This is a genomic window from Corallococcus silvisoli (genome assembly GCF_009909145.1).
Classification (GTDB): domain Bacteria; phylum Myxococcota; class Myxococcia; order Myxococcales; family Myxococcaceae; genus Corallococcus; species Corallococcus silvisoli.
The window spans coordinates 199,913-224,924 of the sequence record NZ_JAAAPJ010000009.1 but is presented as its reverse complement, the minus strand read 5'-3'; the positions used below and the strand labels follow the sequence as shown (position 1 = coordinate 224,924).

Below are 25,012 nucleotides of genomic sequence, written 5' to 3'. Positions count from 1 at the left end.
CGCGGGAGTGCTAGACGGCGTGGACAAGTTCGACCACGCCTTCTTCGAGATGTCCCTGCGTGAGGCCCAGTTCACGGATCCACAGCAGCGCCTGTTCCTCCAGACGGCGTGGACCGCGCTGGAGGACGCGGGTATCGATCCGGATCGCTTCCCGGGCGCCATCTCGCTGTACGCGGGGGCCACGGGCTCTGGCTACATGGAGGCCGTGCGACAGGCGATGCCGCTGGACGCCGCGTCGTTCATGGAGCTGCACGGCACCGCCACGCATGAGAGCCTGGCGACGAAGACGTCCTTCAAGCTGGGCCTCACGGGAGAGAGCACGCTGCTGTACACCGCCTGCTCGACGGGGCTGGTGGCGGTGCACATGGCCTGCCAGAGCCTCCGGGTGGGCCAGTCCGACGTCGCGCTCGCGGGGGCGACGCGGCTGTCGCTGCCGCAGCGCACGGGCTACGTGCACCAGGAGGGGTTGATCTTCTCCCCGGATGGCCACTGCCGCGCATTCGACGAGAAGGCGCAGGGCACGCTTTCGGGCAACGGCGTGGGCGCGGTGGTGCTCAAGCGCCTGGAGGACGCGCGGCGGGATGGGGACGCCATCTACGCCGTCATCCGGGGGTCGGCCCTCAACAACGACGGCCGGAACAAGTCCGGCTTCACCGCGCCCAGCGTGCAGGGGCAGGCGGCCGTCGTGCGGCAGGCGTTGGCGAACGCGGGCGTGGCGCCAGAGGCCATCGGCTACGTGGAGGCGCACGGCACCGCGACGCCGCTGGGCGACCCCATGGAAGTGGCCGCCCTGATGCGCGCGTATGGCCTGGGGCCGGCGCACCAGGGACGGATCGCGCTGGGGTCGCTGAAGACGAACGTGGGCCACCTGGACACGGTCGCGGGCCTCGCGGGGCTGATGAAGGCCGCGCTGTCCCTGCATCACGGCGAGATTCCGCCGAGCCTCCACTTCGAGCGGCCCAACCCGCGCATCGACTTCGACGCGGGGCCGTTCTTCGTCAACACCCATGCGCGGTCATGGCCTCGGGGCGAGACGCCCCGCTTCGCCGCCGTCAGCTCCTTCGGCATTGGCGGTACCAATGCCCACGCCATCCTCGAGGAAGCCCCCATGCGGCAGAGTGGTTCCACCCCGCGTACCCACCAGCTCATCCTGCTGTCCGCGCGCACGCCACAGGCGGTGGATGCGGCGGCGCGACAGTTGGAGTCGCTCGCCGCGGATGGGATGGACACGAGGGCGCTGGCGGATCTGGCCTTCACGCACGCCGTGGGGCGCAAGGTGTTCGAGTACCGCACGACGCTGCTCGTGAAGGACTCGGGCGAGCTGTCGCGGGTGTTGCGCAAGGGGGTGTCGGCATTCTTGAAGAGCTCGCCTCGCGCGCCGCGCGTGGCGTTCGTGTTCTCTGGTCAGGGCACGCAGCGGGTCGCCATGGGACGCGACCTGGCCCAGGCGTCGCCGAGGTTCCGGGCGCATCTGGACGCGTGCCTCGCGCTGATGGAGCGGCCGCTGCGCTCGCGGGTGGAGAGCCTGCTGTCACCTGCCGCTGGCTCGGAGGCGGAGGCCACGGCGGACCTCGCGGACACGCGCGTCGCGCTGCCCGCGCTGTTCAGCGTGCAGGTGTCCCTGGCGCGGCTCTGGATGGAGCTGGGGGTGACGCCGCACGCCGTGCTGGGGCACAGCTTCGGCGAGTACGCGGCGGCGTGTGTCGCGGGCGCGCTGTCCTTGGAGGACGCGCTGCGGCTCGCGGTGACGCGGGGGGAGCTGATGCACCGCATGCCACCGGGGGCCATGCTCGCGGTGGGGCTGAACCGGGTGCATGTCGAGCCGCTGCTGTCTGGACGGATGACGATCGCGGCCATCAACGCGCATGACCAGTGCGTGGTGTCCGGGCCGGTGGAGGACGTGGAGCGCTTGAGGGCGGAGCTGCGGAGCCGGAGGGTGAGCGCGGTGCGATTGCCCGCCCCGCATGCGTTCCATTCGGCGGACGTGGAACCGCTGATGCCGGAGCTGGCGCGGGTGGTGGGGACGTTGCGCCGCTCGGAGCCTGCGGTGACGTACGTGTCCAGCCTCACGGGGATGCGGGCCCGACCGGGGCAGCTCGCGGATCCAGCCTATTGGACGGAGCAGATGCGCCAGCCGGTGGGGTTCATCACCGCGGTGCGCACGCTGCAGGAGCAGGAAGGCTGCGCGTTGTTCCTGGAGGTCGGCCCGGGGCATGACGTGGCTTCGCTGGTTCGCTCGAACCTGATGTTGGATGACAATCGCGTCCATGCGCTGTCGTCCCTGCAACCGGGTGGGACGACGACGGAGCAGCAGTCGTGGCTCCGGACCGTGGGCGCGCTCTGGGAGGCGGGCGTCCCGGTGGACTGGCGCGCGTTCTACGCAGACGAGCAGCGCCTGCGGTTGCACCTGCCGACGTATGCCTTCCAGGAGAAGACCGTCTGGGTGGAGCCGCGAGCACGCGCCCTCCCCTCGACGTTCATGGCGCCCTCCGACTCCGAGGACCGTGCGCCGCTCGATGCAGGAAGTCCGGCGCCCGTGGTGGTGAGAACGTCGGTGCCGGTGTCGCCCGACGCCGAAGCCCCGACCGGGAGCGCTGCCTCGCTTCCGCCTCCGAGCACGAGCGCCAGGTCCTGGTGGGTGTCGCCGGTCGCCGACTCCACGGCCGATGCGGAGCCCTCCGAAGCCGGCTCGGCCGTAGCCGACGCAGCACCTGAAGTCGCGCCCGCACCGCCTTCGGCGCGCATCGGGGCTCCAGCCCCCACCTCATCGAAACCCGTCCGCGACGACGCTCCTCAAGGTGACGTGGAGGAGCGCGTGGCCGCGCTCTGGCGCGAACGCCTGGGGCTGGAGTTCGTCGGCCGGCACGATGACTTCCTGGAGATCGGCGGCAACTCGCTGACCGCCGCCCAGCTCCTCAATCAGGTGCGGGATGCCTTCGGCGTCCAGCTCCCGCTGGCCGCCCTCTTCGAGGCCCCCACCGTCGCGGGCATCGCCGAGCGCCTGGTGCCGCTGCTACGTCAGGCCCCCCAGGCCGCCGCCTCCGTGGAGCTCCCCCTGGTGCCGCTCGCGCGCACCGCCGAGCTGCCCCTGTCCTTCGTCCAGGAGCGCGTCTGGCGCCTGGAGCAGCACCGGCCCGGCCTGTCCGCGTACAACATCCCCTTCGTCCTGCGGCTCGAAGGCGACGTGAACGCCGACGTGCTGGAGCGCGGCATCCAGGAGATCGTCCGGCGCCACGAGGCCCTGCGCACGACCTACGACGCCGTGGACGGCCGCCCGGTGCAGCGCTTCCACGCGCACATGCACGTCCCGCTCGCCCGGTTGGAGCTCCGGGGCCCGCTGGAGACCCGCGAGTCGGAGGCGCTGCGGATCGCCCGCGAGGACGCCGCGACGCCGTTCGATCTCGTCCAGGGGCCCGTGCTGCGCACGTCCCTCGTCCGACTGGACACACGGCTGCACCTGCTGGTGGCGTCCATCCACCACATCGTCAGCGACACGCTCTCCATCGCCCTCTTCGTCCAGGAGCTGGGCCAGCTCTACAACGCCTTCCTCGCGGGCCGTCCATCTCCCCTGCCCCCTCTGCCCGTGCAGTACGCGGACTTTGGCGCGTGGCAGCGCCGGAGCATCGCGGGTGGCCATCTGCCCGAACAGGACCAGGGCTGGCGGCAGCGGCTGGCGGGCATGCCGCGCCAGCTGGAGCTGCCCACCGACCGTCCCCGTCCTCCGGAGTCCCCGCTCACCTCCGCGCGCATGTCGGTGGACTTCCCGCCCGCGCTCGCCCGCGAGCTGATGGCCTTCACGCGCCGCGAGGGCTTCACCGGCTACATGACCGTGCTGGCCGCATGGCAGACGCTGCTGCACCGCTACAGCGGCCAGACGGACATCATCGTCGGCACGCCCATCGCCAATCGCACCCGCCCGGAGCTGCTGCCGCTCATCGGCTATGTGGCGCACTCGGCCGCGTTCCGCACCCGCTTCACGGACGGGCTGACCTTCCGCGAGCTGCTGGACCAGGTGCGCGGAGAGGTCGCGGATGCGCAAACGCGTCCGGACGTACCCTTCGAGTACCTGCTGGAGGCCCTCCTCCCGGGCCGGGATATCGGCCGGGGGCGGATGACGGACTCGGTGTTCGTCTACCACTCCGGCGCGGGCGCGGGCGCGGAGACGCTGGCGCTCACCGGCATGCGTGGCTCGCTGGTGGAGGTGTCCGGCACGCCCGTGCAATGGGGCGCCACCCTGTCGGACCTCACGCTCGTCCTCTCCGAGGCTCCCGGCCGCGTCCATGGCGCGCTGGAGTACGCGACGGAGCTGTTCGACGCCGCCACCGTGGCGCGGCTCGTGGAGCACTTCCAGGTGCTGCTGTCCGCCGCGATCGCCAGTCCCGAGACCCCCGTCTCCCGCCTGCCCCTGGCCACGGAGGCCGAGCGTCGTGCCTGGCCCGCGCCCCATGTCCCTCGGGGCTTCGCCTCCGTGCCCACCGTCCTCGCGGACCGGCGTGCGCGCCACCCGGACACGCTCGCCGTCTCGCGCGGCGAGACGCAGTGGAGCTGGGCGGAGCTGGGCGCGCGCGTGGACGCACTGGCCTCGCGGCTGAGGGACCTCGGCGTGACGGCCGGGACACCGGTGGCCGTGTGTCTGCGCTCGTCGCCGCAGAAGCTGGCCGCGCTGTGGGCCGTGTTGTCCGCCGGTGGCGCGGGCGTCGCGCTGGGCCCCGCGGACCTGGGGCAGCTGCCGGTCTACGCCTCCGACAGCGCCCGCGTTCCGGTGCTCGTCACCACGCGCGACCTGGTGGCCTCCGTCCGCGTGGAGGCCACGCGTGTCGTGTACGTGGAGGAGGTCGCCCCAGCCGTTGCCTTCATGAGCGCGGCGGTGGACGCGGAGGGCCTCGCGTGGCTCCTGCCTCCGGGCGCGGGGCAGCCCGCGTGGGCCCTGGGCCACCGGGAGCTGTCGGAGTTCTTCGCGGGCCTGGACGCGCGCCTGTCGCCGCCGGATGGGGGCGTGTGGCTGTCCGCGAGCGAGGCGTCGGCGGAGCGGCCGGAGCTGGAGTCGCTATGGGCGCTCACGCGCGGGCTGCACGTGGTGTACCCGCCGGAGCAGGTCACGGCGCGGCTGGTGGGACTGCACGGCGGGGGGCCGCGCGCGAAGGCGATGGACCTGAGCCTCATCTACTTCGCCAACGACGAGGACTCGCTCCAGGGGTCGAAGTACGAGCTGCTGCTGGAGGGCGCGAAGTTCGCGGACGCGAACGGGTTCTCCGCCGTGTGGACGCCGGAGCGACACTTCCACTCCTTCGGTGGCCTGTACCCGCAGCCGGCCGTGGTGGCGGCGGGCCTCGCCACCGTCACGCGCAACCTTCAGCTGCGCTCTGGCAGCGTCGTGCTGCCGCTGCATGATCCGCTGCTCATCGCGGAGCAGTGGTCCGTGGTGGACAACCTGTCGCGGGGCCGCGTGGGCCTGTCAGTGGCGACGGGCTGGCACGTGCAGGACTTCACCTTCGCGCCGGGCAACTTCGAGAAGCGGCGCGACATCCTCCTGGAGAAGCTGTCGACGCTGCGCGCCCTGTGGCGCGGAGAGAAGTTCCGGCGTCCGGGCGGCGCCGGCACGACGGTGGAGGTGGGGCTGCGGCCGAGGCCGGTGCAGAAGGAGCTGCCGGTGTGGCTCACCGCCACGGCCAACCCGGAGACGTTCCGCATGGCGGGCGAGCTGGGCGCGGGCGTCCTCACCGGCCTGCTGGCGCACTCACTGGAGGAGCTGAAGCCGAAGGTGGCGCTGTACCGCGAGGCGTGGCGTCGCAACGGCCACCCTGGCCGCGGCCACATCACCTGCATGCTGCACACGTACCTGGGGGATGACGATCAGGAGGTGTTGCGCACGGTGCGCCAGCCGCTGCTCGCCTACTTCCGCAGCTCGGTGGACATCGTCTCGTCGCTGCTGCTCACCCAGGGCTACCAGGGCGACATCCAGAAGCTGTCCCCGGAGGACATCGACGCGCTGCTCGAACACACCTTCGAGCACCACGCGAAGACCACGGGGCTCGTCGGCACGGTGGACGGTGCGCTGCGGCGCCTGCGCGATGTGCGCGCGGCGGACGTGGACGAGGTGGCGGCGCTCATCGACTTCGGGCTCGACACACCGGTGGTGTTGGACGGCCTGCGGCGGCTGGCCACGGTGCGCGAGACGCTGGATGCGGAGGCCGCCGTCCGCCAGGAGCAGGTGCTGGTGGAGGCCGACGCGGGAGTGGAGGGACTGCTGGCCCTGGCGCGCGCGTCGGGCGCGGTGCTGATGCACACGTCGGCCCGGCTGGCGCGCACGTTGACCGAGCTGCCGGATGTGCGCGGGTCCCTGGCCCAAGTGGGCACCCTCGTCCTGGAGGGCGCGTCGGTGGAGCTGGGCTCCGCGCTGCGCCGGGCCGCGGGCGTGGAGGTGCTCCTGTCCGGCGACGCGGGTGAAGGCGCGCTACTGCCCCGAGTCCCCGGAGAGCGCATCCCCGCGGAGCTCCAGGCATGGGTGCTGGACACGGCCGGACAGCCCGTTCCCGCGGGCGTGGTGGGCGAGCTGGCCCTGGCGGGCGCCGGGCTCCCCGGGCGCTTGTGGAAGGCCGGAGCCGACGAGCGCCAGCGCCTGATGCCGCATCCCCGGGAACCCTCCGCGCGGCTGTACCGCACCGGCCGCCATGCGCGTCTGCGCGCGGACGGCCAGGTGGAGGCGCTGACGACGCGAGTGCCCCCACCACCGGCTTCGCCCGTGGCGCGTTCTCCCGTCGACGGCCAGGTGGAGGCGCTGACGACGCGCCTGTCCTCGCTGGCTCCGCCCGTGGCGCGTCCTCCCGTCGACGGCCGGGTGGAGGCGCTGACGGCGCGCCTGCCCCCACCGGCTCCGCCCGTGGCCGCGCCCCTCCCCGTCGCGCGCACCGCCGCCCAGGCGGGCCCCAGCGGGCCTCCGCCCATTCCGCTGACGCCCAGGGGTCGGCCGCTGCCGCTGTCCTTCGCCCAGCAGCGCCTGTGGTACCTCCAGCAACTGGAGCCCGAGAGCGGTGCGTACAACAACGCGTCCACGTTCCGGCTCACCGGAGCGCTGGACATCGCCGCGCTCCAGTCCGCGCTGGACGCGCTGGTGGCCCGGCACGAGGTGCTGCGCTCCACGTACGCGCTGGAGGGGGACCAGGCGGTGCAGCACGTCCATCCGGCGTCGGGCGTGCCCCTGACGCTGCTGGACGTGCCAGGGGACTCTCCCGCGGCCCGCGAGGCGGAGGTGATCCGGCTGTGCCAGGCCCAGGCGATCGTCCCGTTCAACCTGGAGCAGGAGGTGGTCCGCGCGAGCCTGCTGCGCGTGGAGCCCCAGGTGCACGTGCTGTCGCTCATGTTCCACCACGCCGTGTCCGACGCGTGGTGCAACATGGTCGTCGCTCGTGAGTTGACGGAGCACTACGCGGCGTTCACGCAGGGGCAGCCGTCGTCCCTGCCTCCGTTGCCCGTGCAGTACGCGGACTACGCCGTGTGGCAGCGCGCCTGGTTGGAAGGCGGCGTGATGGAGGCGCAGGTCGCGTGGTGGAAGCAGCACCTCCAGGGCGCGCCGGCGCTGGAGCTGCCCACGGACCGGCCGCGTCCCGCCATCCAGTCCTTCGCGGGCGCGCATCACCGCTTCGCGTTCCCTGCTGACGTCTCGGCGCCGCTGCTGGCGCTGGGCCGCCGCCAGGGCGCCACCCCGTTCATGGTGATGATGGCGCTCTACCAGACGGTGCTGGCGCGCTACTCGGGGCAGGACGACTTCGTCGTGGGCACCCCCATCGCTGGCCGCACGCGGCCGGAGGTGGAGTGGCTCATGGGCTGCTTCGTCAACACCCTGCCCCTGCGCACGCGGCTGGAAGGCACGCCGTCCTTCCGCGAGCTGCTGGGCCGCGTGCGCCCCCAGGCGCTGGAGGCCTATGCGCGCCAGGACGCGCCGTTCGAGCGCATCCTGGAGACGCTGGACCTGCCCCGGGACCTGAGCCGCATGCCGGTCTTCCAGGTCAGCCTCAACGTCGTCAACACGCCGGAAGCCCGGGCGCAGTTGCCGTCGTTGGAGTTGGGGCCGGTGGAGGTCCCCACCCACACGGCGAAGTTCGACCTGACGCTGGAGGTCCTGGAGAGCCGCACGGACCTCGCCTGCCGCATGGAGTACGCCACCGCGCTCTTCGACGAGGCCACCGTCGCGCGCATCGCGGATCACCTGTTGGGACTCGCGCGAGAGGTCGTCGCGGCCCCGGACGCGCCCCTCGCGACCCTGCCCCTGCTCGGCGCGGGGGAGCGTGAGCAGGTGCTGCGCGGCTGGAACGACACCCGCGCCCGCTTCCCGCGCGGCGCCACCCTGCCCCAGTTGTTCGAAGCCCAGGCCGCGCTCACGCCGGACGCCATCGCGCTCCAGTTCGAGGACCAGCGCCTCACCTACGCGCAGCTGGAGGTCCGCGCCAATCAGGTCGCGCACCATCTGCGCTCGCGCGGCGTCGGCGCGGAGACCCTGGTGGGAGTCTGTCTGGAGCGCTCGCTGGAGATGGTCATCGGCCTCCTGGGCGTCCTGAAGTCCGGCGCCGCCTACGTGCCGCTGGATCCGTCCACGCCCTCGGAACGCCTCGTGGACATGGTGGAGGACACCGGCACGCCCGTGCTGCTCATCCAGGAGCGCTTCCGGAGCGCGCTGCCCGCGCACGTCGAGCACGTCGTCGCGCTGGATGCCCAGTGGGATGTCATCGCGCGCGAGCCCACCGTCCGGCCCCTGCCGCTCGCCGGTGAGGACGCCCTCGCCTACGTCATCTTCACCTCGGGCAGCACGGGACGCCCCAAGGGCGCGATGAATGCTCACGCGGGTGTCGTCAACCGCCTGCGCTGGATGCAGGAGCGCTACGGCCTGTTGCCCACGGATACGGTGTTGCAGAAGACGCCGTTCAGCTTCGACGTGTCCGTGTGGGAGTTCTTCTGGCCCTTGATGGCGGGGGCGAGGCTGGTGCTCGCGCGGCCCGGCGGGCACCAGGAGCCGGACTACCTGGTGGCGCTGATGGCGCGCGAGGGCGTGACGACGGTGCACTTCGTGCCATCCATGCTGCGTGCCTTCGTGGAGGAGCCCGGCCTGGAGGGCCTGACGCGCCTGCGACAGGTGATGTGCAGCGGCGAAGCCCTGCCCGCCGACCTGGTGCGACGGGCCCAGGCCCGCCTGCCCCACGCGACGCTGCACAACCTCTACGGCCCCACCGAGGCCGCGGTGGACGTGACGTCATGGGAGTGCCCGCGCGACGAGGCCGGGCTCCGGGTCATCCCCATTGGACGGCCCGTGGCCAACACGGCGATGTACGTCCTGGATCGCCTGGGCCAGCTGGTGCCCGTGGGCGTCCCGGCCGAGCTGTTCATCGGGGGCGTGCAGGTCGGCCGAGGCTACTGGCGCCGCCCTGGCCTCACCGCCGAGCGCTTCCTCCCGGACGCCTTCAGCGACACGCCCGGTGCTCGCATGTACCGCACGGGGGACATCGCCCGGTGGCGCTCCGACGGCACCCTGGAGTACCTGGGCCGCGCCGACTTCCAGGTGAAGCTGCGCGGCTTCCGCATCGAGCCAGGCGAGATCGAGGCGGCGCTGCTTTCGCACGCGGACGTGCGGGAGGCCGTGGCCGTGGTGCGCGAGGACGCGCCCGGCGTGCGGCGCCTCGTGGCCTATGTCGTCGCCAGCCTGGAGCTGGAGCCGGCCTCGCTGCGCGCGCTGCTGCAACGGCGGCTGCCTGAGTACATGGTGCCCTCCACGTTCATCCCGCTGCCGGCCCTGCCGAGGACCTCCAGCGGCAAGGTGGATCGCAAGGCCCTGCCCGCGCCGGAGGTCCAGCGCGCCTCGAAGCGGGACTACGTCGCGCCCCGCACGGAGATGGAGCGGACGCTCGCGGCGGTCCTGGCGCAGGTGCTGCGCGTCGAACGCGTGGGCCTGGAGGACAACTTCTTCGAGCTGGGGGGCGACTCCATCATCAGCCTCCAGGCCGTCGCGAGGGCGCGGCAGGCCGGCGTGCGGCTGTTCGTGCGCGACCTGTTCCAGCACCCGACGCTGGGGGCCCTGGCGGCCGTGGCGCGTGTCGCCGAGGTCCGCCTCGCGGAACAGGGACCCGTGGTGGGCGAGGTGCCGCTCACGCCCATCCAGCGCCAACTGCTGGAACGCGATGCCACGCACGCCCACCACTTCAATCAGGCGCTGGTGCTCCGGGCGCGGCAGCCGTTGATGACGGCGCAGGTGGAGCAGGCGCTCCAGGCGTTGGTCCTCCACCACGACGCCCTGCGCATGCGCTTCGTGCGTGAGGACGGGCTGCCCCACGGGTGGCGTCAGCTGGACGCGGCGCCCGAAGAGATGGCCCCTGTCCGCCTGCTCCAGGTGGACCTGTCCGCGCTGCCCTCGGGAACGCGCGAGGCGCGGATGGAGGAGGAGGCCCAGCGACTCCAGGCGTCCTTCGAGCTGGCCCGGCCGCCCCTGCTGCGCGCGGCCCTCTTCCACTTCGGTCCTGGGCAGGACCCGCGCCTGCTGCTCATCCTGCACCACCTCGTGGTGGACGCGGTGTCCTGGCGGGTGCTCGTCGAGGACCTGGAGGCCACCTACCTGCGGCTGCGCGCGGGACAGCGGCCCGAGCTCCCCGCCAAGACCACGTCGTTCCTGGCCTGGGCCCGTCGGCTGGAGGCCCACGCCCTCTCCGACGCCCTGCAAGCGCAGGCGGCCCTATGGCTCGACGAGGCCCGGAGGGACGTGGCCCCCCTGCCCACCGATGCCACCGGACCCGGCACCGTGGGCTCGCATCAAACCGTGTCCATCCACCTGGACGAGGAGGAGACCCGGCTGCTGCTCCAGGAGGCACCCGGAGCCTGGCGGGCGCGCATCGACGACGTGCTGCTGACGGCGCTCGCCATGGCCCTTCGCCAGTGGACGGGCCAGTCGCGCCTGCTCATCGACCTGGAGGGCCATGGCCGCGAGGAGCTCTTCGCGGACGCGGACGTGTCGCGCACCGTCGGTTGGTTCACGTCGCTGGCCCCCGCCCTGTTCCAGTTGCCGGAAGGCGGCTCCCCCGGGGACTGCCTGCGCGCGGTGCGCGACTCGCTGGGGGCGTGGCCGGACCGGGGCGTCGGTTACGGCCTCTTGCGCCACATGGGGCCCGCGGAGGTCCGGCAGCGGCTCGCGGCCCTGCCTCCGGCGGAGGTGATCTTCAACTACCTGGGGCAGCTCGACCGGGCGACCGGGGCCAGCACGTTCTTCGCCCTGAGCACCGAGTCCCCCGGCATGACGGTGGCGCCCCAGGCCGCGCGCGCGCACCTGCTGGCCGTCGACGGCTTCGTGGTGGATGGCCGGCTGCGAATGGACTTCGGCTTCAGCCGCGACCGGCACCACGCCGCCACCATCGAGTCCCTGGCCCAGGACTTCGCGAGCGCGCTGCGGACCCTCATCACCCAGCGCCACTCCCGTGATGCCCTCCGCAGGACGCCCGGTGACTTCCCGCTGGCCCGTCTCTCCCAGGCTTCGCTGGATGGACTGCTCGCCGCGCAGGGGCACTCGGTGGAAGACCTCTACCCGCTCTCGCCGGTGCAGCAGGGGATGCTCTTCCACGTCCTCTACGCCCCGGACACGGGCGTGTACTTCATGCAAACGTCCTGGTCGATCCACTCGCCCGTGGACATCGGGTTGTTCCAAAAGACGTGGCAGGCGGTGATCGACCGCAACACCGTGCTGCGCACCTCCTTCATCTGGGAGGGACTGGACGTCCCGCTCCAGGCCGTCCACGCGCACGCGCCCCTGCCGTTTGAACAGCACGACTGGCGCCACCTGTCCGCGAGCGATCAGGACGCCGGCCTCGCGCGGCTGGAGTTGGAGGAGCGCGCGCGGGGCTTCGACATCGCGAGCGCCCCGCTGATGCGAGTGACCGCGGTGCGGCTGGCGGACCTCCACTGGCGCTTCATCTGGAGCCACCATCACCTGCTCCTGGACGGCTGGAGCACCGGGCTGTTCTTCCAGGAGCTCTTCGCGCTCTACGACGCCTTCCGGACTGGAGCCACGCCGCCGCCCCTGCCGCGCGCTTCCTTCCGCGACTACATCGCGTGGCTGCATCAGGTGGATCGCTCGGGCGATGAGGCCTTCTGGCGTGGGCAGCTCGCCGGTCTGTCGACTCCCACGCCCCTGCCCTCGGAGCTGTCCGTGGCGGAGCGGCCCTCCGGCGTGGGGGGCCTGTCGGAGGCGTCGCTGGAGCTTTCGGAGGAGCGCACGGCGGAGCTGCAGGCGTTCGCGCGGCAGCACCACCTGACGCTCAACACGTTGGCGCAGGCGGCGTGGGCGCTGGTGCTGGCCCGCCACGGGGCGGAACGAGACGTCCTCTTCGGGACCACCCTGGCTGGCCGTCCCCCAGAGCTTCCGGGATCCGAGGCCATGATGGGGATGCTCATCACGACGCTGCCGGTCCGCGTCACGCTCCCCCCGGAGCACGCGCCCGTGTTGCCCTGGCTCCAGGCGATCCAGGTCCAGCAGCTGAGCATCCAGCAGCATCAACACCTCCCGCTCGTCACCGCGCAGGGCTGGAGCGACATGCCGCGTGGCACGCCGCTCTTCCAGTCGCTGCTGGTCTTCGAGAACTACCCCGTCGATGAGGCCCTGCTGCGGCGATCAACAGTGCTGGACATGCGGGACCTTCGGAGCGGAGAGCCCACGAACTACGCGCTGCTGGCCGTCGTGGTTCCGGCCCGGAGGCTCCTGCTCCAATTGACGCATGACTCTCACCGCTTCCCAGCGGGCGCGGGTCAGCGGCTCCTGGGGCACTGGCGTCAGGCGATGGAGACCCTGGCCCGGCCCGGCATCCGGCTGTCCGACGTGTCCCTCGTCACGCCCGAGGAGCGGACGTGGCTGCTGGCGGCCCGTGGCGACGACGCCGTGGCGTTCGACGCCCGTGCCACGCTGCACGCGCGCATCGAACAGCAGGCCGCGAGGACACCGGACGCACCCGCCGTGGTGTACGAGGAGACGGCGCTCACGTATCGGCAACTCGACACGCGATCCAATCAGCTCGCGTGGCACTTGCGCGCGCTGGGCGTGGGGGCGGAGTCGACGGTGGGCCTGTGCCTGGAGCGTTCGGCGGAGTCCATCGTCGCGCTGCTCGCGGTGCTCAAGGCCTGCGGTGCCTTCGTCCCGCTGGATCCGCGTGTCCCAGCCGCGCGCAAGGCGTCCCTGCTGCAAGCCGCTGGCGCCACCGTGCTGCTGACCACGGAGGCGCTGGCGCGCGCATGGCGGCCCGATGGGGTCCACGTCGTGTGTCTGGAGGTGGCGCAGGACGCCCTGGCGGCGCTCCCAGCGGATCCCCTGCCTCCGGTGGCCCACCCGGAGAACCTCGCCTACGTCATCTTCACGTCGGGCTCCACGGGCATGCCCAAGGGCGTGATGGTGCAGCACCGCTCGGCGCTCAACCTTCATCATTCGCTGAGTCGGAGCATCTACGCTGGACTGCCGCCAGGACAGCGCGTCACCGTCAACGCGCCGTTGCACTTCGACGCGTCCATCGAGCAGGTCCTTCAACTGCTCGATGGCCACTGCCTGTGCATCGCCCCGGAGGACGTGCGCCTGGATCCGGAAGGGATGCTCGGGTGGCTGGAGCGCCAGCGCATCGACACGCTGGACTGCACGCCCTCGCAGCTCCGGTTGCTGTTGGACGCGGGGCTGCTCGAACAGGCCCACGTCCCTGGTTTGCTCTCCGTGGGCGGCGAGGCCCTGGACGAGGCGACATGGCGGCGCCTCGCGGCGACGGAGCGCACGCGCGCCTTCAACGCCTACGGCCCCACCGAGTGCACCATCAACGCGACCACGTGGCCCGTCCACGGCGCCGCCCAGCGCGTGCCCGTCATTGGCCGGCCGGTGGACAACCTGCGCGCCTATGTCCTCGACGAGCACCAGCGCCTGGTGCCCGTGGGGGCGCCGGGAGAGCTGTGCTTCTCCGGCGAGGGCGTCACGCGCGGCTACCTGGGCCAGCCCGCGCTCACGGCGGAGCGCTTCCTGCCGGATCCATTCAGCGCCGAGCCCGGAGCACGGCTGTACCGGACGGGAGACAAGGCCCGGTGGAGGGAGGACGGGACGCTGGAGTTCATGGGCCGCCTGGACTTCCAGGTGAAGCTGCGCGGCTACCGCATCGAGCTGGGAGAGATAGAGGCGACGCTGCGCGCGCACCCGGGAGTGCGGGACGCGGTGGCGCTCGTGCGTGAGGATGTTCCCGGGGACGCGCGCCTCGTCGCGTATGTGGCGACGGAGGTGGATGGCGACGCGTTGCGCGAACACCTGCGCCGGCACCTGCCGGAGTACATGGTGCCGTCCGCCCTGGTTCCCCTGCCCGCCCTTCCGCTGGCACCCAGCGGCAAGGTGGATCGCAAGGCACTGCCCGCGCCGGAGGACTCCTCGGTCACCGGGCGTAAGGTCGAGGCCCCCGCGACACCGACGGAGGCCACGCTCGTGGCGCTCTGGCGTGAGGTGCTGCGCGTCCCCGCGGTGGGGCGGCATGACGCCTTCTTCGAGCTGGGCGGCCATTCGCTGCTGGCCACGCAGCTGGTGTCCCGTGTTCGCGCGCACTTCGGAGTGGAGTTGCCGCTTCGAGCCTTCTTCGAGGGCCCCACCGTGGCGGCGCTGGCCGTCCGCGTCGATGCGCTCCGAAGGCCGGAGGCCGCCGCGCCCACGCTGCCCGCGCTGCTCCGGATGGAGAGGCCGGAGGTGCTTCCGCTGTCGTTCGCCCAGCAGCGGCTGTGGTTCATCGAGCAGCTGGGCACGGCGGGCACCGCCTACAGCCTCCCGAGCGTCCTGCGGCTGGAAGGCACGCTGGACATCATCGTGCTGATGTCCGCGTTCGACGAGCTGGTGCGCCGTCATGAAGCGCTGCGCACCACCTTCCGCGCGCACGAAGGCACGCCGTTCCAGCTCATCCACCCGCCCTTCCCCATGCCCCTGCGGCACGTGGACCTGACGGCGCAGGAAGCGCGCGAGGCGGAGGCGTCGCGGCTGACGCGGGAGGAGATCCGCACCGCGTTCGACCTGGAACAGGGCCCGCTGTTCCGAGGCCTCCTGATGACGCTGGGGCCCACGTCGCACCTGCTGGTCCTGAACACGCATCACATCGTCTCCGATGGCTGGTCCACGGGAGTCCTGGTGCGGGAGATGGGCGCGCTCTACGCCGCCTTCTCGGACGGGCGTCCCTCGCCGCTGCCGGAGCTGACCGTGCAGGCCGTCGACCACGCGCTCTGGCAGCGCGACTGGCTCCAGGGCGACGTGCTCGATGGACAGCTCGCGTACTGGCGCGGGGCGCTGGACGGCGCGGCGCCATCCCTGGCGCTGCCCACGGACCATCCGCGCCCGGCCCGGCAGTCCTTCCACGCTGGCGTCCAGCCCGTGGCTCTGTCACGCGAGCTGAGCGAGGCGGTGGAGGCCCTGGCGAAGCGCGAGGCCGCCACGCCGTTCATGGTGTTGCTCGCGGCCTTCCAACTGCTCCTGCGCCGGTACTCGGGGCAGGAGGACGTGATCGTCGGCGCACCCATCGCGGGTCGCCGACACGCCGAGGCCGAAGCGCTCCTCGGCTTCTTCGCCAACACCGTCGCGCTGCGCACGCGGGTGCGAGACACGCTCCGTTTCCGCGAGCTGCTTGGCGAGGTGCGAGCCACCACGCTGGGGGCCTACGAGCACCAGGACCTCCCCTTCGAGAAGCTGGTGGAGGCCCTCCAGCCGGAGCGCGACCTGGGCCGCACCCCGCTCTTCCAGGTGACGTTCACCCTCCAGAACGCGCCGCTCCCGGAGCTCGCGCTCCCCGGTCTGCTCCTCAGGCCCGTGGAGGCCGCCCCCGAAGCCATCCTCTTCGATCTGCAATGCGTGCTGGTCCGCACGGCGGACGGGTTCGAGGGAGCTCTCCTCTACAACACGGACCTGTTCCAACCGGCCACGGTGGCCGGCATGAGCGAGCGCCTGCGGATGCTGCTGGAGGCGGCCCTGCGCGCGCCGGACGCGCGGCTGTCCCAGCTCCCCTGGGTCACGGAGGCGGAGCGCCAGCGGCTGCTCATCGAATGGAACGACACGACCCGCGACGCTCGACGGGACGCGTCCGTGCCCGCGCTCTTCTCCGAGCAGGCCGCGCGCACGCCAGACGCCATCGCGCTCAAGGCGGGCGCCTCACGGCTTACGTACGGGGCACTGGACGCGGCGTCGAGCCGGCTCGCGCACCACCTGCGTCGCCAGGGCGTCCGGCCTGGCCACCGCGTGGGCTTGTGCCTGGAGCGCTCGTTCGAGCTCATCGTCGGAATGCTCGGCATCCTCAAGGCCGGCGCGGCCTACGTCCCGGTGGACACGAAGGTCCCCGCGGAACGCATCACCTGGATGCTCCAGGAGGCAGGCGTCGGCGTGCTCGTCACGCAAGAGGCGCTGGCGGATGAGCTGCCGCAGGTGGTGGACCTCCAGGTCTTGATGGACGCGGACGCGGCCCAGCTCGCGAGGCAGCCGGAGACGGCGCTGGACGTGTCGGTGCCAGCGGAGGCGCTGGCCTACGTGATGTTCACGTCGGGAAGCACGGGGCGTCCCAAGGGAGTCTGCGTCCCCCAGCGCGGCATCACGCGCCTGGTTCGCGGCGCGGACTTCCTCCGCTTCGGTCCGCAGGAGGTGTTCCTCCACCTGGCCCCGGTGTCGTTCGACGCATCGACGCTGGAGATCTGGGGCGCGTTGCTGAACGGCGCCACGCTGGTGCTCGCCCCAGCGAAGCCGCTGTCCCTGGAGGAGACGGGCGCGCTGCTGAAGCGCGAGGGCATCACCACGTTGTGGCTCACCGCCGCCCTCTTCGAGCAGATGGTCCTCCGCCAGGGCGAAGCGCTCGCGGCGGTGCGGCAGGTGTTGGCGGGCGGCGACGTGCTGCCCGTCGAGCGCGTGCGTGACCACCTGGGGCGGATGGCTCCAGGCGCGGTGCTCGTCAACGGCTACGGCCCCACGGAGAACACCACGTTCTCCGCGACGCATACGCTGCGCGCGGGTGACTCCGTGGTCGGGTCGGTGCCCATCGGTCGTCCGCTGACGAACTCCACGGTGTGGGTGTTGGACGCGGCGCTCCAGCCCGTCCCTCCGGGTGTGCCGGGGACGCTCCACGTGGGCGGGGACGGCCTCGCCTGGGGCTACCTCCGGCGCCCGGACCTGACCGCCGAACGGTTCATTCCCCACCCCTTCGCCACGGCGCCGGGCGAGCGCCTCTACGACACCGGTGATCGCGTGCGCTGGCGGACGGACGGGACGTTGGAGTTCCTGGGCCGCACCGACTTCCAGGTGAAGCTGCGCGGCTTCCGCATCGAGCCGGGTGAAGTCGAAGCGGTGCTGCGTCAGCTGCCCCAGGTCGAAGAGGCGGTGGTGGTGCTGCGCGAGGATGTGCCCGGCGACAAGCGCCTCGTCGCGTACGTCGTGACCGACGGGGACGGCTTCGATCCGGTCGCGCTGAGGGCCGCTGTCCAGAAGCAGCTACCGGACTACATGGTGCCCGCGTCGTTCGTGGCCCTGTCGTCGATGCCGCTGTCCCCCCACGGCAAGGTGGACCGCAAGGCCCTGCCCGTCCCGGAGGCCCCGCGCGCTTCCGGCGCGACGTCCTCCGCGCCCCGCGACGCCTTGGAGACGGCGCTCGCGGCCATCTGGTCGGAAGTCCTGCATGTGGACGCGGTGGATATCCACGGCGACTTCTTCGAGCTGGGCGGCCACTCGCTCCTGGCCACGCAGGTGGTGTCGCGCATCCGTTCGACGCTGGGCGTGGAGCTGCCGCTGGGAGACCTGTTCAGCGCGCCCACGGTGGCCTTGCTGGCGGAGCGGCTGGTCAACGCCCGGCGCACCCAGGCGCCCCCGCTCGTGCGGACCGCCCGGACGTCCGCGCCGCCGCTGTCGTTCGCGCAGCAGCGTCTGTGGTTCATCGATCAGCTGGAGCCGGGCAGCAGCCTCTACAACATGCCGCTGGCGCTGACGCTCACGGGCGCACTGGACGCGGAGGCGTTGCGCGCGAGCCTGGACGCGTTGATGGCGCGGCACGAATCCCTGCGCACCACGTTCCGCATGGAGGCGGGCCAGCCCGTTCAGGACGTCCACCCAGAGGGCACCGTGCCCTTCGAGGCCGTGGACCTGACGGGCCTCTCCAACGAGACGGAGCGGCGCGCGGAAGCAGAGCGGCGGGGAATCGCCGAGTCCCGCCAGCCCTTCGACTTGACGCGAGGGCCGGTGATCCGCGCCCTGTTGCTGAAGCTCTCCTCCGAAGAGCACGTGCTGGTGCTGCACCTGCACCACATCGTGTCCGACGGCTGGTCGCTGGGTGTGCTGGTGCGCGAAGTGACGGCGTTCTACGAAGCATTCCATCAGGGACGGCCCGTGCCCCTGCCGGAGTTGCCGATCCAGTACGCGGACTATGCGGTATGGCAGCGCGGCTGGCTTCAGGGGGGCGTGCTGGAAGCGCAGGTGGCGTGGTGGAAGCAGCAGCTCGCCGGAGCGCCGCCCGCGTTGGAGCTCCCCACCGACAAGCCCCGGCCCGCGGTGGGCACGCAGCGGAGCGCCACGGTGCCCGTGCGCCTGTCGCGCGTCCTGGCCGAGCAGGTGGAGGCCCTGGCCCTGCGGGAGGGGGCAACACCCTTCATGGTGCTGCTCGCGGCCTTCCAGGCCGTGCTGCACCGTACGTCCGGACAGGAGGACGTGCTGGTGGGATCGCCCATCGCGAACCGCCGTCACGCGGAGACGGAGGGGCTCATCGGCTTCTTCGTCAACATGCTCGTGCTGCGCGGCCGCTTCAGCGACGGGATGAGCTTCCGGGAGCTGCTGGCCCAGGTGCGCGCCACCACGCTGGGCGCATACGAGCACCAGGACATCCCGTTCGAGAAGCTGGTGGAGGCCATCCAGCCCGAACGGGACCTGGGCCGCGCGCCCCTCTTCCAGGCGATGTTCGCGCTCCAGAACGCACCGCTGCCGGAGCTGTCACTGACGGGCCTCACCCTGAAGCCGGCGCCCTTCGACGGCAACGCCACCTCGCAGTTCGAGGTGGGCCTGGACCTGAGCCGTGACGCGGACGGCTTCGCGGGGAGGCTGACATACGCGACGGACCTGTTCGAACGCGCGACGCTCGAACGGTTCGGCGACCACCTGCGGATGCTGCTGGAAGCCGTGTGCGTCCAGCCCGGCACACCCCTGGCGAGCGTGTCCCTCGTCTCCGCGGACGAACATGCGCGGCTCTCGGCGCTGGCGAGCGGCGGAAGCGTGGACTTCGACCGCGACATCCCGCTGCATGCGTGCTTCGAACAGCAGGCCGCGAGAACGCCGGACGCGCCCGCCGTGGTGGACGCGGAGACGACGCTCTCCTTCCAGGAGCTGGACGCGAGGGCCAACCAACTCGCGTGGCACCTGCGCGCGCTGGGCGTGGGGGCGGAGGTGACGGTGGGCCTGTGCCTGGAGCGCACGGCGGAGGCCATCGTCGCGCTGCTCGCGGTGCTCAAGGCCGGAGGGGCCTTCGTGCCGCTCGACCCGAAGGCGCCGGCTGCGCGCAAGACGTTCCTGCTCCAGGACTGCGGCGCATCCGTGGTGCTGACCACCGCACGCCTGGCCGAGGACGGCTGGGCGGGCGGCACCCCCACGGTGTGCCTGGACACGGAGCACGTCGTCCTGTCGACGCAACCTCATGAGGCACCGCCGCCGCTCGCGGGGCCGGAGCACCTGGCATACGTCCTCTACACGTCCGGCTCCACGGGCACGCCCAAGGGCGTGATGGTGCGGCACCGCTCCGTGCTCAACCTGCACCGGGCGTTGAAGCGGACGCTCTTCGCGGGGTTGCCCGAGGGCCGGCGCGTCACCGTCAACGCGCCGCTGTACTTCGATGCGTCCATCGAGCAGGTCATCCAGCTGCTCGACGGGCACTGCCTGTACCTGGTCCCGGAGGAGCTGCGCCGGGATCCAGAGGCGATGATCGCGTGGCTGGAGCGGCACCGCATCGACGTCCTGGACTGCACGTCCGCGCAGCTCAAGCCGCTGCTGGACGCGGGGCTGCTGGAGCGCGCCTGGGTTCCCCCCGTGCTCGTGTCGGGAGGTGACACGCTGGACATGGCGTCCTGGCGCAAGCTCGCGGAGACGACGCGCACGCGCGCCTTCAATGCGTACGGGCCCACCGAATCCACCGTCAGCGCCACCTTGTTCCCCATCCAGGGCACCCTCCATCCGCGGCCCGTCATCGGCCGGCCGCTGGCCAACCTGCGCACGTACGTGCTCGACGCGAGGCAGCGTCAGGTACCCGCGGGCATCCCTGGCGAGCTGTGCATCGCGGGTGAAGGTGTCGCGCGTGGCTACCTGGGCCAGCCCGCGCTCACGGCGGAGCGCTTCCTGCCGGATCCGTTCAGCGCCGAGCCGGGAGCACGGCTGTACCGGACGGGAGACAAGGCCCGGTGGAGGGAGGACGGGACGCTGGAGTTCATGGGCCGCCTGGACTTCCAGGTGAAGCTGCGCGGCTACCGCATCGAGCTGGGAGAGATAGAGGCGACGCTGCGCGCGCACCCGGGAGTGCGGGACGCGGTGGCGCTCGTGCGTGAGGATGTTCCCGGGGACGCGCGCCTCGTCGCGTATGTGGCGACGGAGGTGGATGGCGACGCGTTGCGCGAACACCTGCGCCGGCACCTGCCGGAGTACATGGTGCCGTCCGCCCTGGTTCCCCTGCCCGCCCTGCCGCTGACTGCCAACGGCAAGCTGGACCGCCGGGCACTGCCCTCGCCCGAGGCGCTGCTGCGCGCGTCGCGCACCTACGAAGCCCCCGCGACGCCCGCCGAGGTGGCCCTGGCCGCGCTGTGGGAGGAGTTGCTGAACATCCCCGTCGTGGGGCGCAACGATCACTTCTTCGACCTGGGCGGTCATTCGCTCTTGGCCACGCAGCTCGTGTCCCGCGTGCGCGCCCGCTTCGGCGTGGACGTGGGGGTCCGAGCGCTGTTCGAGTCCCCCACCCTGGCGGCCCTCGCCCAGCGCCTCCCGTCCGCGCCGGCGGCCACCGTGCTGCCGCCGCTCAGGCCGGCCACGTCACCGGGGCCGCACCCGCTGTCGTTCGCGCAGCAGCGGCTGTGGTTCATTGATCAGCTGGACCCTGGCAGCCCGCTCTACAACATGCCCACCGCGCTGCGCCTGTCCGGCACGGTGGACGTGTCCGCGCTCCAGCAGGCTTTCGATGCCCTGGTCCAGCGCCACGAATCGCTGCGCACCACGTTCGTCGCCCACGAAGGCGAACCCCGCCAGCACGTCCACGCCGCGCCCACGGGAGTCCTGTCGGTGGTGGACCTCACGGCGCTTCCCGAGGACTCACGTGAAGCGGAGGCGCTACGGCTCGCGAGCGAGGACGCGCTCCGGCCCTTCGATCTCGCCGTGGGGCCGCTGGCGCGCCTCACCCTGCTGAGGCTCGCGGATCAGGAGCACGTGCTGCTCATGTGCCTGCACCACGCCATTGGCGACGGCTGGTCCGTGGCGGTCCTGGTGCGAGAAGTCACCGCGCTCTACGAGGCCTTCCGCCAGGGCCAGCCGCCGTCGCTCGCGCCGCTGGCGGTGCAGTACCCGGACTTCGCCGTCTGGCAGCGCTCCTGGCTCCAGGGCGAAGTGCTGGAGGCGCAGCTGAAGTGGTGGAAGCAGCAGCTCGCTGGGGCCCCGCTGGCCCTGTCGCTGCCCACGGACAAGCCCCGCCCGCCCCAGCGTTCGTCGCGCGGCGCGGCCTTCCCGGTGCGCTTGCCGTCGGGCTTGAGTGACGCCGTGGAGGCGCTGGCGCGGCAGGAAGGCGCCACGCCCTTCATGGTGCTCCTCACGGCCTTCCAGACGCTCCTTCACCGCTACTCCGGGCAGGACGACCTGCTGGTGGGCACATCCATCGCGGGCCGGCGTCACGCGGAGACGGAGGGGTTGATCGGCTTCTTCGTCAACACGCTGGTCCTGCGCGCGCGGTTCGACGGCCGGCCTTCATTCCGGGAGATGATCGCGCAGGCGCGCACCGTCACGCTGGGAGCGTACGAGCACCAGGACCTCCCGTTCGAGCGGTTGGTCGAAGCGGTGCAGCCCACGCGGGACCTGTCGCGCACGCCGCTCATCCAGGCCCTCTTCGTGCTCCAGAACCTGCCGGAGTCCGAGGTGCGCCTGCCGGAGCTGACGCTGCGCCCGGTGGAGGTGGACCTGCCCACGACGAAGTTCGACCTGGACCTGAGCCTGGTTCGCACGGAGCGCGGCTTCGAAGGCGTCCTCTCCTACAGCACGGACCTCTTCGAGCCCGCCACGGCCCGGAGACTGACGGAGCACCTGATCCAACTGCTGGAGGGCGCCGTCGCCACGCCGGATGCCACGGTGGAGGCGCTGCCCCTGCTGACGGCCGAAGAGCGCCAGTGGGTGCTGGAGGAGTGGAGCGGCGAGACCGCCGACTTCGCGGGGGACATCCCCTTCCACACACGCTTCGAGCAGCAGGTGACGCGCACCCCCAAGGCCCCCGCCGTGGTGATGGGCGATACGACGGTGTCCTTCCACCAGCTCAACGTGCGCGCCAACCAGCTCGCGCACTACCTGCGCACGCTGGGGGTGGGCCCGGACGTGCCGGTGGCGTTCTGCCTGGAGCGCTCGCCGGAGGCCATCGTCGCGCTGCTGGGCATCCTCAAGGCGGGAGGCGCCTTCGTGCCCCTGGACCCGGCCGCTCCCGCCGCGCGAAGGGCCTTCATCCTGGAGAACAGCGGCGCGGCCGTGCTCCTCACCACCCAGGCCCTGGCACAAGCGTGGCAGCCGGCGGTGCGGCATCTGGTGCGGCTCGACGTGGAGGCACGCCGCATCGACGCGCTGTCGCCGGGCAATCCGCGCTCGGGTGTGCAGCCGGGGTGCCTCGCGTACGTCCTCTACACATCGGGCTCCACGGGCATGCCCAAGGGCGCGATGATCCAGCACCGCTCGCTGGCGCACCTGCACCGCGCGTTGATGGAGGACTGCTACGCCCGGGTGCCCCGGGGCATGCGGGTGAGCCTCAACGCGCCGCTCTACTTCGACGCGTCGGTGGCGCAGTGGCTCCTGTTGCTGGAGGGCCACTGCCTGTGCATCGTGCCAGAGGCGGTGCGCCAGGATCCGGAGGCGATGCTCGCGTGGTTGGATCAGCGCCGCATCGACGCGATGGACTGCACGCCGTCGCAGCTCAAGCTGCTCCTGGAGGCCGGGCTGCTGGAGCAGCCGCATGTGCCCTCCATCGCGTTCATCGGAGGCGAGGCGATGGATGAGGTCACGTGGCGCCTCCTCGCGGAGACGCCGCGCATGCGCACCTTCAACGCCTACGGCCCCACCGAGGGCACCGTGGTGGCGACCACCTGGTGCGTACAAGGGGCCCCGCAGGCGACGCCCGTCATCGGCAAGCCGCTGCTCAACGTGGGCGCCTTCGTCCTGGATGCGGCCCTGAACCCCGTGTCCGTGGGCGTACCCGGCGAGCTGTTCATCTCGGGTGAGGGGCTCGCGCGGGGCTACCGGAACCGGGCGGACCTCACCGCGGAGCGCTTCATCCCCCACCCCTTCAGCGCGGAGCCCGGAGCGCGTCTGTACCGCACGGGCGACCGGGTCCGGTGGAGGCAGGACGGCACGCTCGACTTCATGGGGCGCGTGGACTTCCAGGTGAAGCTGCGCGGCTACCGCATCGAGCTGGGCGAAATCGAGGTCATGCTGCGCACGCACCCGGGCGTCCGGGACGCGGTGGTCCTGGTGCGCGAGGACGTGCCGGGCCTGCCGCGCCTCGTGGCATACGTGGCCCCGGAGGTGGATACCGCGCCGCTCCGGGGCCACCTCCAGCGCGCGTTGCCGGACTACATGGTGCCGGCGGCATACGTCGCGCTGGCCGTCCTGCCACTGACGCCCAACGGCAAGGTGGACCGCAAGGCCCTGCCCCGTCCCGCGGAGGACGTCGTGGGCATGGAGGCCCGAGTGGGGCCTCGCGACGCGCGAGAGGCCCGGCTGGAGCGGATCTGGTCCGAAGCGCTGGGGCTGTCGGCGGTGGACGTGCGGACCAGCTTCTTCGAACTGGGAGGTCACTCGCTGCTCGCGGTGCGCCTGATGGCGGCGGTGGCGCGGGAGACGGGCCGGAAGCTCCCGCTGTCGACCCTCTTCCAGGCGCCCAGCGTCGAGCGGTTCGCGGTCCTGCTGGGCGAGGCCGAGGAAGCGAAGCCCTTCACGCCGCTGGTGCCCTTCACGAAGGACGGGACGGGTGCCGCCCCGCCGTTCTTCTGCGTGCATCCGGTGGGCGGCAACGTGCTGGCCTACGCGGAGCTCGCGCGGAGGCTGGGCCCGGAGCAGCCCTTCTATGGGCTCCAGGCGCGAGGTCTGGACGGCGCGGCCGAACCGCTGGGCACCGTGGAGGCCATGGCCACGAGCTACGTACACGCGCTGAAGGAGGTCCAGCCCACCGGGCCCTACTTCCTGGGCGGCTGGTCCCTGGGGGGCGTCATCGCCTACGAGATGGCGCACCAGCTCCGAGCCGCGGGCGAGGTGGTGGCGCTGGTCGCGCTCGTTGATTCGTATGTCCCGGAGACCGTCCCGGCCCCGGAGCCGGACCTGGATCGCGCGCTGGCGGTGGGCCTGTTCGCGCAGGACCTGATGGGCGTGTCGCTGGAGCACCTGGACTTGGACACCGCGGAGCTGGCGGCGCTGGAGCCCGAGGCCGCGCTCGCGAGGGTGTTGGAGTCCGCCGTCCGGGCTGGCGCCCTGCCGCCCGGAGTGGAGGCCTCGAATGCCACGGCCCTCTTCCGCGTCTTCGAAGCCAACCTCGAGGCCGCGCGGCGCTACCACCCGCCCGCGATGGATCAGCGCGTGCTGCGCTTCCAGGCGGCGGACCTCATCGAGGAGGCGAGGACCCTCGATGGCGGCTGGTCCGCGCTCGTCGGGGCGCGGCTGGAGTCGCACCCCCTGCCCGGCACCCACTACACGCTGCTGCGCGAGCCCGGGGTCCAGGCCGTGGCGGACATCCTGGCGAAGGCCCTGCGGGAGGCCTGA

Annotated in this window: 1 protein-coding gene (only partly in view); it reads left to right on the top strand. The window is 72.0% G+C overall.

The genetic code is table 11. From position 1 onward, the window contains the following. Positions 1–25,012 carry the 3' portion of a non-ribosomal peptide synthase/polyketide synthase gene (locus GTY96_RS19590; protein WP_161665495.1) on the top strand. 12,080 nt of this gene lie to the left of the window's left edge, so 25,012 of the gene's 37,092 nt are visible here — the last part of the coding sequence; its start codon lies off the left edge, out of view; it ends in the stop codon at positions 25,010–25,012.